The organism is Leucobacter sp. CX87 (assembly GCF_018682295.1).
Classification (GTDB): domain Bacteria; phylum Actinomycetota; class Actinomycetes; order Actinomycetales; family Microbacteriaceae; genus Cx-87.
Genome location: NZ_JAFIRI010000002.1, coordinates 282866 through 296516, shown reverse-complemented (window position 1 = coordinate 296516; position 13651 = coordinate 282866). Strand labels below are relative to the sequence as shown.

Annotated in this window: 12 protein-coding genes; 7 read left to right on the top strand and 5 right to left on the bottom strand. The window is 66.1% G+C overall.

Annotation, left to right across the window (positions count from 1 at the left end):
• The first annotated feature begins 26 nt into the window (after nucleotides 1–26).
• Together KOE53_RS04380 and KOE53_RS04375 are read left to right on the top strand one after the other, a co-directional pair.
• Nucleotides 27–1250 (top strand): sensor histidine kinase, encoded by a 1224-nt coding sequence (locus tag KOE53_RS04380; protein ID WP_251364152.1) that lies wholly within the window; start codon nucleotides 27–29, stop codon nucleotides 1248–1250.
• Entirely contained in the window at nucleotides 1250–1876 is a 627-nt protein-coding gene (locus tag KOE53_RS04375; protein WP_188057528.1) for a response regulator, read from the top strand. The genes KOE53_RS04380 and KOE53_RS04375 overlap by 1 nt, the downstream gene beginning before the upstream one ends.
• On the opposite strand, the gene KOE53_RS04370 is transcribed toward KOE53_RS04375, so the two are convergent.
• The gene (locus KOE53_RS04370; protein ID WP_188057527.1) at nucleotides 1873–2850 is read right to left on the bottom strand and encodes an NAD(P)-dependent alcohol dehydrogenase; all 978 of its coding nucleotides are present in this window, start codon (nucleotides 2848–2850) and stop codon (nucleotides 1873–1875) included. The two genes, KOE53_RS04375 and KOE53_RS04370, sit on opposite strands and share 4 nt — an antisense overlap.
• 139 nt (nucleotides 2851–2989) lie before the next feature.
• Here KOE53_RS04370 and glsA point away from each other — a divergent pair, with 139 nt between their 5' ends.
• Nucleotides 2990–3994 carry a glutaminase A gene (gene glsA / locus KOE53_RS04365; protein ID WP_188044320.1) on the top strand — a complete coding sequence of 335 codons (1005 nt, stop codon included), beginning with the start codon at nucleotides 2990–2992 and terminating at the stop codon, nucleotides 3992–3994.
• A 110-nt stretch (nucleotides 3995–4104) separates the two neighbouring features.
• On the top strand, nucleotides 4105–4560 hold the full coding sequence (locus KOE53_RS04360) for an SRPBCC family protein (RefSeq protein ID WP_188057526.1): 456 nt from the start codon (nucleotides 4105–4107) through the stop codon (nucleotides 4558–4560).
• A gap of 97 nt (nucleotides 4561–4657) precedes the next feature.
• On the opposite strand, the gene KOE53_RS04355 is transcribed toward KOE53_RS04360, so the two are convergent.
• The gene (locus KOE53_RS04355; RefSeq protein WP_188057525.1) at nucleotides 4658–5047 is read right to left on the bottom strand and encodes an SHOCT domain-containing protein; all 390 of its coding nucleotides are present in this window, start codon (nucleotides 5045–5047) and stop codon (nucleotides 4658–4660) included.
• Between the two features lie 89 nt (nucleotides 5048–5136).
• On the bottom strand, nucleotides 5137–6798 hold the full coding sequence (locus tag KOE53_RS04350) for a SulP family inorganic anion transporter (RefSeq protein WP_188057524.1): 1662 nt from the start codon (nucleotides 6796–6798) through the stop codon (nucleotides 5137–5139).
• A gap of 193 nt (nucleotides 6799–6991) precedes the next feature.
• Between KOE53_RS04350 and KOE53_RS04345 the strand changes: the two genes are divergently transcribed.
• Nucleotides 6992–9592 (top strand): winged helix-turn-helix domain-containing protein, encoded by a 2601-nt coding sequence (locus KOE53_RS04345; RefSeq protein WP_251364119.1) that lies wholly within the window; start codon nucleotides 6992–6994, stop codon nucleotides 9590–9592.
• Between the two features lie 23 nt (nucleotides 9593–9615).
• On the opposite strand, the gene KOE53_RS04340 is transcribed toward KOE53_RS04345, so the two are convergent.
• Entirely contained in the window at nucleotides 9616–10704 is a 1089-nt protein-coding gene (locus KOE53_RS04340; RefSeq protein ID WP_188057522.1) for an ATP-binding protein, read from the bottom strand.
• Between the two features lie 5 nt (nucleotides 10705–10709).
• Nucleotides 10710–12053, bottom strand: coding sequence for a DUF1254 domain-containing protein (locus KOE53_RS04335; RefSeq protein WP_188057521.1), 1344 nt, complete (start codon nucleotides 12051–12053; stop codon nucleotides 10710–10712).
• A 205-nt stretch (nucleotides 12054–12258) separates the two neighbouring features.
• Between KOE53_RS04335 and KOE53_RS04330 the strand changes: the two genes are divergently transcribed.
• Together KOE53_RS04330 and KOE53_RS04325 are read left to right on the top strand one after the other, a co-directional pair.
• Nucleotides 12259–13212 (top strand): DUF1254 domain-containing protein, encoded by a 954-nt coding sequence (locus tag KOE53_RS04330; protein ID WP_188057520.1) that lies wholly within the window; start codon nucleotides 12259–12261, stop codon nucleotides 13210–13212.
• A complete protein-coding gene (locus tag KOE53_RS04325) occupies nucleotides 13209–13643 on the top strand; it encodes a DUF6325 family protein (protein ID WP_188057519.1) in 435 nt (144 codons plus the stop codon). Before KOE53_RS04330 ends, KOE53_RS04325 begins: the two co-directional genes overlap by 4 nt.
• The last annotated feature ends 8 nt before the right edge of the window (nucleotides 13644–13651 follow it).

Below are 13651 nucleotides of genomic sequence, written 5' to 3'. Positions count from 1 at the left end.
CATCAGCGTGGGAGGCTGTCTCTGTGATGCGGATGAAATGGTGGGACATCGTCGTGGCCGCGGCCCTGGCCGCGATGGCGGGGGCGCTCGTGTGGTCGACACCCACGCCCACACACGCGGTGCTCGGCGCGGCGTCGCTGGGCGGGATCCTGCTGGCATACCTGCTCCTCGGGCGCGGCCTCATCTCCCGCACGGACACTCCGCAGGAGCGGCCGGGGCTCGGCCTCGTGTTCCTGGCGATCACCGGCGTATTGGCGGCCGTCGGCGTCGCCGCGGACCCCAATCTCGCCAGCCTGCAGGCGCTGCTCTATCCCATGCTCTGGACGCTCTCGCCAACCTACGGCCGAGCGGTCGCGGGCAGCGCAGTGCTCGCGCTGCTAATCGGGGTCGGTTTGTGGGTCAGCCTCGGCCCGACCGGCGTCGATCTGACCGCGTCGATCGCGATTGTCGCCGGGATACAGGCGCTCAGCTTCGCGTTCTCGATCGCGCTCGGCACTTGGATTACCCGAATTGCGGAGGACGGTGCCGCCGCGAAGGAATTGGTCGCGCAGCTCACTCATGCGCAGAAAGAGGTGGCGCAGCTCAGCGCCGCGGCAGGCGCGGCGGGGGAGCGGGAGCGCCTCTCGCGCGATCTCCACGACACCTTGACGCAGAGCCTGACTGGTCTCGTGATGCTGGCGGAGCGCGCAGGGGTCGAGCTGCGCGAAGGACCCGAGGCGGCGCCGGCCGCTTCCCGCTCGGTCGCGCTGATCGAGCGCACCGCGCGCGATGCCCTCGCCGAGGCCCGCGCGCTGGTCGCGAGCACGCACCCGCTCGGTGGACGGGGGCTTGCCGAATCGCTGCGCCGGATCGCGGAACGCACCCAGGACGAGACGGGAGTGACGGTCACGGTGAGCGTGACCCCCAGCGAGCTGCCGCGCGAACTCGAGGTTGTGCTGCTGCGCTGCGCCCAGGAAGGTCTCGCGAATGTGCGCAAGCACGCGCGAGCTGGCACCGCGCGCCTGAATCTCGCGGGAGGGCCCGACGCTGTGCTGCTCACCGTACTCGATGATGGTGTCGGGCCCGCCCCGGTGAGCGAACGCCGGACGGCCGGCGACTCGGCTTCGGGCTTCGGCCTCGACGGCATGCGCGAGCGAGTGGCGCTTGCCGGGGGAATGGTGTCGTTCGGAGCTGCTCCCGGGGGCGGCTCGCTCCTCAGGGTGAGCCTCCCGCTGCCCGGACGGGCGGCGCTCGCGGAACGGACCCTGTGATGATCCGGATCCTCGTCGTGGACGATCACCCCGTAGTCCGCGCGGGAATCGTGGCGCTGCTCGGCCACGAGTCAGACCTTGAAGTCGTGGCAGAGGCGAGCGATGGTGCGGAGGCCGTGGCGCTCGCCGCAGCACACCAACCCGACGTCGTGCTGATGGACCTCCGTATGCCGGGGGTTGACGGCGTCGAGGCGACGGCCCGCATCGCCGATGGGCGGGCGGGCGCCCCGCAGGTGCTCGTGCTCACCACGTACGAGACGGACGATCAGATCCTGGCGGCGATCGAGGCGGGTGCCAGCGGCTATCTGCTCAAGGCGTCGCCGGCGGCCGAGATCCTGGCGGGGGTGCGCTCGGTCGCGGCCGGGCGCAGCGTGCTCGCGCCGGAGATGGTCGCCCAGCTGGTCGCGCGAGCTCGGTTTGATGCGGCGCCGAAGCCGACGCTGACGCCGCGCGAGACCGAGGTGCTCGCACTCGTCGCGGCCGGCCTGAGCAACCCCGAGATCGCGGCGCGGCTCGGTATCGGAGAGGCCACCGTGAAGACCCATCTCTTGCACGTCTTCGAGAAGCTCGCGGTCAGTGACCGTACGCGCGCGGTCACTCGCGCGATGGAACTCGGGCTGCTCTAGGCACTGCGGTTCGGGTCTGCGTCCTGCTGAGGCAGGATCACCAGGTTGCCGACCTTCCGGCCCGAGTCGATGCGGCGGTAGGCCGCAGGGAGGGCTTCCAAGCCGCCGAGCACCTCGACGGACGGATCGAATCGTCCATTCGCGACGAGCTCAAGCAGCAGCGCGAAGTCCGCCGCACGTTCCGGCGCGGTCCCGGTGACGACCTGACCGCGCGAGCGAATCATGTCGGCAAGGCTCGCCACCGCGAGAACCAATGTCCCGTCGGGGGCGAGTAGGCGCAGGCCGTCCGCCCGAGAGAGGTTGCCGACTGCGTCGAACACGACGTCGTACTGCTCTTCCAGCGACACCAAGGGGGTGCGTGCATAGTCGACGTGGTGCTGCGCGCCGAGCCGGGTCACGAACTCGCGATTGCGGGCGCTGGAGACTGCGGTCACGACGGCCCCGAAGGAGGCGGCGAGCTGCACCGCGGCGGAACCCACAGCGCCGGAGGCGCCGTTCACGAGCACCCGCTGCCCGGGGCCCGTGCCCGCGCGGTCTCGCAGGAAGTACAGCGCAGTGCTGCCGCCAAACAGCGCGCCCGCGGCATCGGGATGGCTGACGGCCAGGGGTTTTGGCGCGAACGCCTTCGCCGGCACCGCGACGAACTCCGCGTGGCCGCCGAGGCGCATGCCGGTCATCCCGGCAACGTCGTCGCCCGCGGCGAACCCGGCGACGTCCGCTCCGACGCGCTCGATTCGGCCCGACACGGCCACGCCCAGGACGCTCGCCCGGGGGCCGCGTAGCCCGATCGCGAGGCGGGCGGGAAGCCCAAACCCGGGCGGGAACCGACCCGCGCGCATGCGAGCGTCGCCGGAGGTGACGGCAGCGGCCTCAACGCGCACGAGAATCTGGCCCGGGCCGGGTTCGGGCGTGGGCAGTTCGGTGATCCTGACCTGCTCGGGTGGTCCGTACCGGTCGACGACTGCTGCTCTCATGAGGCTCCCTTGTGGTGGAAGGTCGATGTCACGAACTGTAGCCCGACTCGCCGAGATCGGCGAGCGCCCACCGAGCGGTGGCACCCGCGCGGGCAGGATCCTGCCGGACGCTAAGCTTGCCCCACGCCGAGGGAGAACCATGATCACGTCAGAATCAGCCAGTGTCGCGCAACGCGTATCCACTGGCGACCTGCCCGCCTGGGACAAGGTGGAGGCGCTCACCATCGACGCATACGAGCGCTACCGCGACCTCGACGATGGGGAGCTTGCGAACTACATTCCGGCGCTGGCCGCGGCCGACCCGTCGCTCTTTGGGATCTCCGTCAGCCGAGCCGACGGATCGGTGCACGACACGGGGGATGCCCTCCACGAGTTCTCGATCCAGTCGATCTCGAAGGCGTTTGTCTATGCGCTGGTCTGCGAGGAGCTCGGGCACGCCGCGGTCAAGGACCGCATCGGCGTGAACAACACGGGCCTCGGGTTCAACTCGGTGATGGCGATCGAGCTGAACAACGGGCACCCGATGAACCCGATGGTCAACGCGGGTGCCGTCGTCACCACCTCGCTGATTCCGGGCCGCACGACGGCCGAGAAGTGGGAGCTGGTGCGCACCGGCCTTTCCGCCTTCGCCGGGCGCCAGCTCAAGCTGGACGGCGAAGTGTACGCGTCCGAGTCGAGCACGAATCAGCGCAACCGCGCCATCGCTCACCTGCTCGAGTCGTACGGCAGGCTCGACGCCGACCCGCTCGAGATGGTCGACATCTACACGCGCCAGTGTGCGCTGCGCGTCACGGCGCACGACCTCGCGGTGATGGGCGCGACGCTCGCGGATGGCGGGGTGAATCCGGTGACGGGCGAACAGGTCGTCTCGGCCGCGGTTTGCCGCGACACTCTCGCGGTGCTCGCCGCGACCGGGATGTACGAGCGCTCGGGCGAGTGGCTCTTTGAGATCGGCGTCCCCGCCAAGTCCGGGGTCGGCGGTGGCATCGTGGCCGTCTCACCGGGCAAGGGCGCGATCGGCACCTTTTCCCCGCCGCTCGATTCCTCGGGGGCGAGCGTCCGAGGGCAACGGGCGATCGCATATCTCTCGCGGGGTCTTGGCCTCAACCTCTTCGCGTCCTCGGCGGATTCGTCTGCCGCCTGATCTGGGGTGCGCCGCACCCTTGCGCTGAACGCCGGACCCTGTCTACGATTTGCGCTGGGGCCGGTCAGGTCACGCATCGCCGTGGGAGATCTCGGCCAAGGGAGACGTCAATGAAGACAGCGCATTCCGTATCGGTGCCGACCTCGGCCGGCAGGACCTTCACGTTTCTCTCGCACACGCAGAACGAATTGCAGTGGCGGGGGTCGGTTGAGGCCTCTCGCTACCTGGGGGCGAACAGCCCGGGAGTCGGGGTGCACGGGAAGACGGTCGCAGGCCCGCACTCGGTCGCGGTGCACTGGGTGATTACGAACTTCGAGCCCGGCGCCTCGCTCAGCTGGAAGCTGGACGGCGACCCCTGGAGCGGCGGGGGCACGTACGTGGTGACGGCCGATGAGCGCGGATCCCGGGTGCGCGCATCGGTCGTGATCCGGCTGAAAGGAATTGCCCGCCTGGCGGAGCCGATCCTGTGGGTGAGGTCGCGCAGAGAACTGCGGGAAGATCTGCGGCGGCTGGCGGATGTGTTGGGGACAGCCCAGCGCGTCAGCGTTGCATCGGTTCCCCGCTAGCGCCGCTGCGAGCGAGATCCAGACGTAACGAAAGACCCGCCGGACGGGTCGTCAGACGGGCCTATCAAACGCACGGAGCGCGCAGATGTGACGCGAGCTACATGCGCAGCGCGTTTTCCTTGATCGCGGTGAACTCGTCTGCAGTGATAGTGCCTGAATCGAGCAGGGCCTTCGCCTTCGAGATCTCGTCCGCGGGCCCAGCGCCGGCGAGCGTGCGGATGTACTCCGTGGCAGCCTGCTCGTTGCTGCGGGCCTCCCTCTCGGTACGCGTCGCCATGCCCTCGCCTCGAGCGATCAGGTAGACGAGCGCGGTGATGAACGGTACGAAGATCAGGAATACGAGCCAGAGCGCCTTCCACCAGCCGTTGAGCTGCTTGTCGCGCACCAGGTCCATGACGATCACGATCAGGGCGAAGAGTGCCGCGATGAAGAAGAATGCGACAAAGAACACGGTGATGATGTTCCAGAGTGATTCCCAAAAGCTCACGGTGGCTCCTCAAATAGTGGGTGGGTTGGACTAATCGTGACATCGGGGGCACGCTCGCGGGGACGGATTTCGCTCTGGCCCCTGCAATTTCATTGGTTGTTGATGAGCCCGTCGGTCGCGCTTGTGAGGGCCGCGAGCGCGGCGCGGTTCGTCGCTAACTGGGTGACCCCCTCGGTGAGCTCGAATTGGGCCAGGCGGTCGCGAAGCTCTGGCCGAACCCGGGTGTAGGCCAGCGCGACACCGTTCTCGCCGAGGGTGTTGATGGCACCGCGAAGCGCCTCGGCGCCAGTGACGTCGACATCGGTGACCGCCTCCATGTCGAGCACAATGGTGCGCAGTCGTCCACCCAACTCCGAGGCGATGTTGTTCAGGCGCGTTGCCAGGACGTTCCCATTCGCGAAGAAGAGCGGTGCGGCAAATCGAACCACGACGATCCCCGGCGCTGTCTCTTGCACGCTGGAAGCAGAACTCAGGAGGGAATCCTCAGGGTCCGCCGAGGCGATCAGGATGTCGACCGGCGGAGCAGCGGCTCGCCTCGCCAAGTTCACGAGGGCGAGTACAAAGGCCAGGAACAGGCCGCTGAGCGGGCCGAGCACGAGCACGGCGGCAAAGCAGGTCGCACCGATCCCGAACTCAAACTTCGATTGCGCCCAGAGCACGCGAAACTCCCCGACACCGAGCAGGCCGAAGACGGCGACCGCCACGACCGCTCCAATGGCAGGCGAGGGTATTTGCGCGAGCAGTGCGGTGCCAAACAGCAGGAGGAGGAGCGTGCCGGCCGCTAGCACCAGACTCGGCAATTGGGTGCGTGAGCGTAACTGATCCATCGCCGCGGTTCGGGAGGTGGATGACCCGACGGCGAATGAACCGGAGAAGCCTGCCGCGACATTGGCGGCCCCGAACGCGAACAGATCTCGGTTCGGCGAGGTCGTGTAGTGGTTCTTTTCGGCGTACGATCTCGACACGAGCAGGCCCTCAGCAGTCGTAATGAGGGTGAGGGCGAGCGCCGAAGGGATGAGGGCAAGCCAGGTGGCAAGGTCGAGCCTGGGGACCTCGAGAACGGGCGGTCCGGAGGTCACTTCGCCGAGGACGGCGACCCCACGGGCTTCGAGCCCCCAGAGCGCAGTGACTAGCGTGGTCAGGACGAGGACGACGAGTGCCCAGGGCACCACTGACGCCAACTTCTTTCCAACGAGCAGGATCGCGAGTGCGCCTGCGCTCATGCCGAGAGACCACGGATCCACCGAGCCGAGATTCGCGAACAACGCGACGAGGTTTTCGAAGAACTCCTCGCCCGGCTCGAGCTTGATTCCCAACATCTTTGCGACTTGGCTGAGCAGGATCTCGAGGGCGAGGCCGCCGACGAACCCCACCAGGATCGGTTTGGACAGGAAGTTGGCGAGGAAGCCGAGCTTGAGCGCGGAGGCCGCCCAGAGCATCAGGCCGCTCAGAATAGCCTGTGCCGCCGCCATCGCAGCGAAGTTGTCTCCGCCTACTTGCAGACCCATCAGGGAGGAGAATACGAGAGCCGCGGCCGCGGCATCAGGCGAGGCAACGACCTGCCGCGAAGACACCGTGAGCGCGTACACGATGGTGGGAATCACGAGGGCGTAGAGGCCTGCCGTCGCGGGGAGCCCGGCGATCTGCGCGTACCCAATGTTCAGCGGAACGGAGATCGCGAGCAGCGTGACGCCCGACAACAGTTCCCGAGTGATGTTGTGCCGGTTCAATCCCGAAAGCGGTCTGTACATATGTCGGATTCCTTCCGCGCCGTTGTCTCGCAGGTTCCCGATTGGGATCGCACGTGCGGGGCAGCAGGGCCAGTAAGTGTGCACGTTCAGCGTGCCGGAGTCCTCACTCACCTGACCAGCCGCCAGGAGTCAATTCATCCAGAGGTGATGAGGGCCGGGGCGACAATCGCCCGCGCGGCTATGATCTGTTCCTATGGGGGGCCATTCAGCGACGCAATTTACGCCATCTGCGTGGTTTCTGGTCACCCCTCCTGAACCCATTCCCGGAGTGCTGCCCAGGCCCCGGGTTGCCCACCTGCTGGAATCCGCCGCGCGAACACACGGTCTCGTCGTCGTGACGGCCCCACCCGGCTCTGGCAAGACGACGGCACTCGCCGCTTGGGCGGGGGAGCGCGAAGAAGCGGTCGCCTGGTTGACACTCACCGATCAGATCCGGAGCGTGAGTCAGGTGCTTTCTGGCCTGTTGAGCGCGCTGCAACGCGTCGCGCGCGGCCGCGCGGCGCTGAGCCCGGTGTTTGAGGTGATGCCCGATGCGGAGGACGACGAGCTGCTGCTCGACCGGCTCGGGGCCGCGATTCGTGAATCGGCCACGGTAGTGAACGTCGTGATCGACGATGCGCACTTTGCTCAGAAGAACCTGGCGGAGGCGGTGCTCGGGCCGCTGCTGCGGCGATCGGAAGGGCTGATCCGATTCGTCATCGCCGGAACGCACGACCTCGACGCCTGGTGTGCGATCGAGCTGGCCACGGGCACCGCGGTTGCCATAGGCCCGGGTGAGCTCGCGATGAGCGTATCTGAGATTTCCGTTTTCGCTTCTCGCGAGCTCGGCTCCATGGACGAAACGTCTGCCGAGCAGGTGTGGTCGAACACTCGGGGATGGCCGGTCGCAGTCCGCCTCGCGCTCCACTCCAGGAAGACGAGCTCAGAATCTGGTGACGAGCTGCTCGCGGAGTACATCTCGCAGGCGGTGTTGCAGCGGTTGCGTCCGGAACTGGTGGACTTCGTGCTTTCCGCGACCACTTGCTCGCGGCTCGACGCTGATCTCGCGCAGGTGCTGTCGGGACGAAACGATGCCGCTGCGCTCTTGCACGAGAGCGTACAACTGGGGCTGTTCATCGACCGCTACATCGATGGCGACAACGCCCCGGTGTTTCGTTGGCACGAGGTGTTTGCACGGCATTGCCGAATCGTGTTGCGGCGGACGGACTCGGCGCGCGCAGACGACCTCAACCTCCGGGCGGCACGGCACCTTGCGGCGGACTGGCCGCTGGATGCGGCGGCTCACGCGCTGCGGGCAGGCTCGCCGGCACACGCCGCCCAGGTGATCCGAGACAGCTGGGTGCGGGTCGTGATCGATTCGGGCGCCGCGGCGCTGTATGAGTGCTGCTTGAGCCTCCCCGAGTACCTGGCGCAAAGCCCCGAAATGCTCTTCATTCGGGCAAGCTGCCTCGATGTTCTGGGCGATACATCCGGCGCGAGCCGACTGCTGGCACAGGCAGAAACCGCGAGCGAGGCGTCTGGCGCTAGCTCGTCAGAGGAGCTGCGTTTCACGGCCGCATTTGCTCGACTATTTCTTTCGCGCGAGCACGACGCCCTGTCGCGCGCGGCAGACGAGGCGAAACTGGCGTTGCAGTCCGATCAGCCTGCCCAAGGAACGCACGTCTATCTCCTCTTCCTGCTGGGCTGGACCGAGCTTCGCCTGCGGCGGGATCCCGGCGAGGCTGTCGCCCTGTTGTCCTCGGCGCGGAGGGACGCCCTCGCAAGCCGGCATCCGATCCTCGCTCGTCGAGCCTCGACAAACCTGATGTTCGCGTTCTCCTATAGCGGACGATTCAACGCGACACAGGAGCTCATCGAGGGGTTGACCGCCGAGTCCGACGGCGGGGCAGCCGCCGAATGGCGGCACTACGACGGCGGCATCGAGCGCGTTGCCCGCGGCTTCATGCATTTCTGGCAGGACGATCTTCCGGGGGCGGAGGACCAATTCCGAAGCCTGATTCAGCAGGGTGGTCACCCCGCCTCATACACGGCTTTGGCCCGCGTCTACTTCAGCCTGACGGCGGCCGCGGCGGGCGATGCCCGGATGATTGCGGAGGCTCAGTCGCAGCTCCCCGGCATCAGCGACACGAACGCCCATGGGGTTCCCTGGCCGGCCTACCGCGCTATCGCGGCGGCGACGCTGGCAGCGGCCTCCGGGGACTCGGCTCATGCCCTTGCCCTCATGGCGCCGCTCCTTGAGGTGCAGGCGATTCCCGTCACGAACGTGCTGATGGCGGATCTCTATCGCCGGTTCAATCAACCAGCGGCGGCAATGCAGCTGCTCGGACGGATCCAACGCCCCGACCAAGCGTCCTACGTGCGTGTGAGCGCGCTGGTCATCGCGGCCTCGATTGCACGGCAACGCGGTGATCGAACCCACGCACACCGTTGCCTGGAGCGTTCCCTGGAGATTGCCGTGCCCGAAGGGATTTCCCGCCCGTACGGACAGGCTCCGGACGGTGAAGAGCTGCGCGAGCTCCTCATCAAGCATGCGGCCTGGGGGACGGCCCATGAGCACTTCCTCGCTGAACGCCTGGCAAGTAGCGCGCAACCGGGGGCAGGACCCCAGATAGTGGGATCCGCGCTGTCGCCGCGTGAACGAGACATCTTTGGGTATCTCTGTACGACGATGACCGCTGAGGAAATCGCGCAAGTGCTCCACGTTTCGGTCAACACCATCAGGACCCATCAACGCGCGATTTACCGCAAGCTCGGCGTGAGCAACCGTCGCGAAGCGATCAAGTATCGAATCTAGCTCCGCTGAATGCTCGAGTGAGTTCAGGCGGAACGCATCGGTACGGGGACATCCACACCACCCTCTTCGGTGATGCGCGGCCCCATCTGCGTGACCGTCGGCGCGTCAATGAAACCGCCCGCGAAGAGCGCCTGGCCCTGCAGGAAGCCCTGCGCCGCTGAGAGGGTTTCTTCGGGCGCATACCCGAACACCTCGCCAAGTTCGGCAAGATCCCTCGGCGCGTTCATGCGCATGACGCAGAGGTTGTCGCACTGCGACAGCACGTTGGGGTGCACCTTCGTGGGCCGTTGCGTGGAGAGCAGCAGCCAGAGGCCAAACTTCCTGCCCTCAGCGGCGATCTGAATGAGCTGCTGCGTGAGCGCGCGCTCGACCTGTGACCTCGGGTCTGGCGGGCAAAGATTGTGCGCCTCATCGATCACGATGAGCACCGGTCGGTGATCCTCTCGGGTAGCCCAGAGGTGCTCGAGCATGGCGAGCGCCGCAACCTTTGGCTCGTCTGGGTGTGTAAAGCCGCCCAGGTCGAGCACCGTGGCGCGCGGGCGGGAATGGATGATGTCCGTGGCCGACTCGCCGCCGCGCGACCAGAGCTCCCAGTTGAGCACTTGCAGGTTCTCAACGCGAGTGGCGAGCCGCCCCGCCCCGGGGTGGTCAGAGGCGCGAAGCGCGCTGAGGAAGTCCGCGTCTTTGAACACATGGGGGTCGACCTCGGTGTGCAAGAGGGCGTTGTATTCCTCAGCATCGAGGACCGGATCCAACTGCAATACTGCGGCCCGTGACGCCACCGAAAGCCCGAGGTAGCTGGCGTGCAATCGCTCGCCACCGTCGCGCGTCGAGTAGAGAACGCGGGTGTCGGTACGCTCCAACATTTCTGCGTCGCTCGGATCGGCGTCGACTCGCACCTCAGAGAGTCGCACGAAGTCGGAGTTCGGGTCGAGGATGAGCACCGGGAGCTCTGTGTGGACGAGAATCTGTTCAAGCAGCACCCCCAGCGCGTACGTTTTCCCCGAGCCGCTCTGGCCGCACCAGAAGGTGTGCCGGTTGAGTTTCTCGGCCAACAGGTGCACTGGCAGACTGGAATTCCATACACGGGTGCCGATGGTGAGCTTCGTCATCGGACTCACTCCGCCTCGTCCTGGCGCTGAATTGCCGGGATTTCGTACTCGCCATCCACGACCGAGGTGTCGGGCTCGTACATTCGAAGCAGCGGCCGAAACGGCCCGCTGGGCGTCGGCAGCCAGTTCGCACGCTCACGCAGGTCGGCGGGCGCCTCATGGCTCATGATGATCGTGAGCGCACCGTCCTCGTCGAAGTGCAGGCCTTCCGTTTGGCTGCCGATTGAGTATCGATGAATCGAGTTCTCGACGAGGAAGAAATCGGGCATCGAATACATGGTGAGCGACCAGAATGCCTTGGCTGGCGGGGCGGGGAGAAAACGCAAGGTGTAGCGGTGTGCTCCATCGAGTTGCTCGCCATTCGCATCGACGTACACCGCGGCGTATGCCGCCTCATATGAGTGGTTGCCCCACAGACCGCCCAGGGCAGCGCCGGCGCGAAGCTGGTACTTCATGTCGGGCGGCACGGAGGTAAAGAGCGGCGAGTTCACCGTGCCGATTTCAAAGAAGTCCGAGTTGTAGTCGAACGAGTGATATGCCAGCTGCCACCCGCTTTTCATCGGAACCCCGCCTGCACGAAGGAACTGAGCCAATTCTTCCTGGGCATGAGGAACCGACTCGGCCAGTGCACGGTGCATGTCTTCGCCGAGCGCAAAGTACGGGCTCTCGCCGCGATCGGTAAGCCCGAGGGTGGCGAACGATTCGAGCGCCGGGCGATCGCTTTCGGCCGGAGGGAACGCCTGCGACCAGAGCCGCAGCTTCTCCCAGAACTGCAAGTTCACCGGGGTCCCTTCCGTAGAGGCGGGGATACCTGCAGGCGCCGCGGCAGGATCCTGTTGGGTCAGCGTCGTTGCATCCTGTAGCGCATGGACTTGGGGCAGATCCGCCTCGCCCTGGCACGCCCAGCGACCCACGATCGACGCGACCGTCGTGGGGAAACGGATGACCTGCGCGCCGTCCACCGGCTGCCCCGACCATCCCGGCGGGACGAGGAGGAAATCCTGTGCGTCGGTACCGGTCGCCCGATGGCCGACGTAGGCAAAGTTGTTGGTCCAGGCGTCGACGAACTGCAGCACGAAGTAGCGTCCAGCCGTGTCGGGAGTGTGGAGCAGCACCGGCCCGACGCTCAGGTCGAGCTGAGCCATTGAGTACAGCGTGTCGTTGTTGATCGACACAAACGTGTCAGCCGGGCCGGCGAGCGAGCGTGCGTGACTAAAGCTATTGAACGGAGCGGAGGGGTTCGCGCCAACTCCCGTCTCGACGTAGCGCTGAACCTGGTCGAGGTTGAAGACCAGTGGGAAGCCGAAGAGGAAGGCGTCCTTGAGTAGCTGGGGTTCGAGTGTGTGCATCGGTTGCGCCTCTCTACGTGTCGGCAGTCCATGTGGGAGAGCGCCGAGGTCTCGTTTCGAGGCTGACACACGGACCGGGTATCGCCGAGTGCGCCGCCAAAGTTCGTGGGGCCTCGCGTCAATAATCATCAATCGGTGATGAGGGTGCGAGCGAGAGCAGTCGAGAAGATGGGGAGAGGAAAATTGCCGGTTTAAGGGGGCGCTGATGAATGACCAGAAAGTCTCGGTAGACAACTTTGTGCGTGTCGAGAGCAACCGCATGTTCGCCGCGATTGTTCGCCAGGGCGGCGGCGATGGCAACTGGGCGCACGGGTTCGCCCCAACCCCGATCGACGAGCAGACGATCGTTCGGATGAACCGCGACACGCTGTACAGCGCCGCGGTCGTGGACATCTCAGCCGGAGCAACGCTCACCATTCCCGACACGGGTGACCGGTACGTCTCGGTCATGGTCGTCAACCAGGACCACTACATCAACCGGGTGTTCCACTCCCCGGGGACGGTGGAGCTGGGGCTCGCGGATTTCGATACCGAGTACGTCATGCTTGCGGCGCGCATTCTGGTTGATCCGGAGGACCCGGCAGATGTCGCGATCGTGAACGACCTGCAACGTCAACTGCGCATCGAATCGAACTCGGCGCGGCCCTTCGAGCTGCCCAGCTACGACGAGGCATCGTTGATGTCCACGCGACAGGCGCTGCTTGAACTGGGCCGGGGCCTGTCTGGTCTCGAGCGGTGTTTCGGAACGAAGGACGAGGTTGACCCCGTCCGTCACCTCATCGGTACGGCTGTGGGCTGGGGCGGGCTGCCTGAACGCGAAGCCTCGTACATCAACGTCACCCCCGGTCTGCCAGTCGGGGAGTTCTCCCTCACCGTCGGAGACGTCCCCGTCGACGGATTCTGGTCAATCTCGCTCTACAATGCGGACGGATATTTCGCCGAGAACGCGCAGGGCCAGTACAGCGTGAACAGCATCATCGGGAAGCCTGGCGAGGACGGCACCATCACCATCAACTTCGGCGGGACGGGCGACACCCCGAACGCGCTGCCCATCATGGAGGGCTGGAACTATCTCGTCCGCCTCTACCGCCCGCGCGCCGAAGTGCTCGACGGCACGTGGAACTTCCCCAGCATTTCGAAGGACGGAGAGTCACTATGAGCGACCCCGCCTACGGCCCAGTCGAAATCTACGTGGTCGAGTTTTCAGGAACGACCCCCAACCGCGAGGTGCTCTCGGCCGTGGCGGATCTGGCCCAGGCCGAAACCGTACGCTTGCTTGATCTGCTCATCGCGATCCGCCAACTTGACGGTTCGGTCACCGTCACCGAGATCAGCACCGAAAGCGATCTCGGCAGCGCGCTCGGCCTTGAGCTGGAGGTCCAAGGACTCTTCGGCGACGAGGACATCGCGGAGCTGGTCGAACCGATCGAAGCGGGCCACGGCGTCGCACTGGTGGCCCTCGAGCTCACCTGGGCCACGGAGCTAGCGGCGCGGCTATCGGCGGCGAACGGCAGCGTTATCCGCAGCGACCGGATCCCTGCACCGATCGTGAACCAGCTCATCCGCGAAGCGTCGACGCACAACGCCTAATCGAAAAG

Excerpts from the sequence above, each read along its gene's own strand:
- KOE53_RS04370 (WP_188057527.1), bottom strand. The coding sequence starts at position 2,850 with ATGAGAGCAGCAGTCGTCGACCGGTACGGACCACCCGAGCAGGTCAGG.
- KOE53_RS04325 (WP_188057519.1), top strand. The coding sequence starts at position 13,209 with ATGAGCGACCCCGCCTACGGCCCAGTCGAAATCTACGTGGTCGAGTTT.
- KOE53_RS04375 (WP_188057528.1), top strand. The coding sequence starts at position 1,250 with ATGATCCGGATCCTCGTCGTGGACGATCACCCCGTAGTCCGCGCGGGA.
- KOE53_RS04335 (WP_188057521.1), bottom strand. The coding sequence starts at position 12,053 with ATGCACACACTCGAACCCCAGCTACTCAAGGACGCCTTCCTCTTCGGC.
- glsA (WP_188044320.1), top strand. The coding sequence starts at position 2,990 with ATGATCACGTCAGAATCAGCCAGTGTCGCGCAACGCGTATCCACTGGC.
- KOE53_RS04330 (WP_188057520.1), top strand. The coding sequence starts at position 12,259 with ATGAATGACCAGAAAGTCTCGGTAGACAACTTTGTGCGTGTCGAGAGC.
- KOE53_RS04380 (WP_251364152.1), top strand. The coding sequence starts at position 27 with ATGCGGATGAAATGGTGGGACATCGTCGTGGCCGCGGCCCTGGCCGCG.
- KOE53_RS04340 (WP_188057522.1), bottom strand. The coding sequence starts at position 10,704 with ATGACGAAGCTCACCATCGGCACCCGTGTATGGAATTCCAGTCTGCCA.
- KOE53_RS04360 (WP_188057526.1), top strand. The coding sequence starts at position 4,105 with ATGAAGACAGCGCATTCCGTATCGGTGCCGACCTCGGCCGGCAGGACC.
- KOE53_RS04345 (WP_251364119.1), top strand. The coding sequence starts at position 6,992 with ATGGGGGGCCATTCAGCGACGCAATTTACGCCATCTGCGTGGTTTCTG.
- KOE53_RS04350 (WP_188057524.1), bottom strand. The coding sequence starts at position 6,798 with ATGTACAGACCGCTTTCGGGATTGAACCGGCACAACATCACTCGGGAA.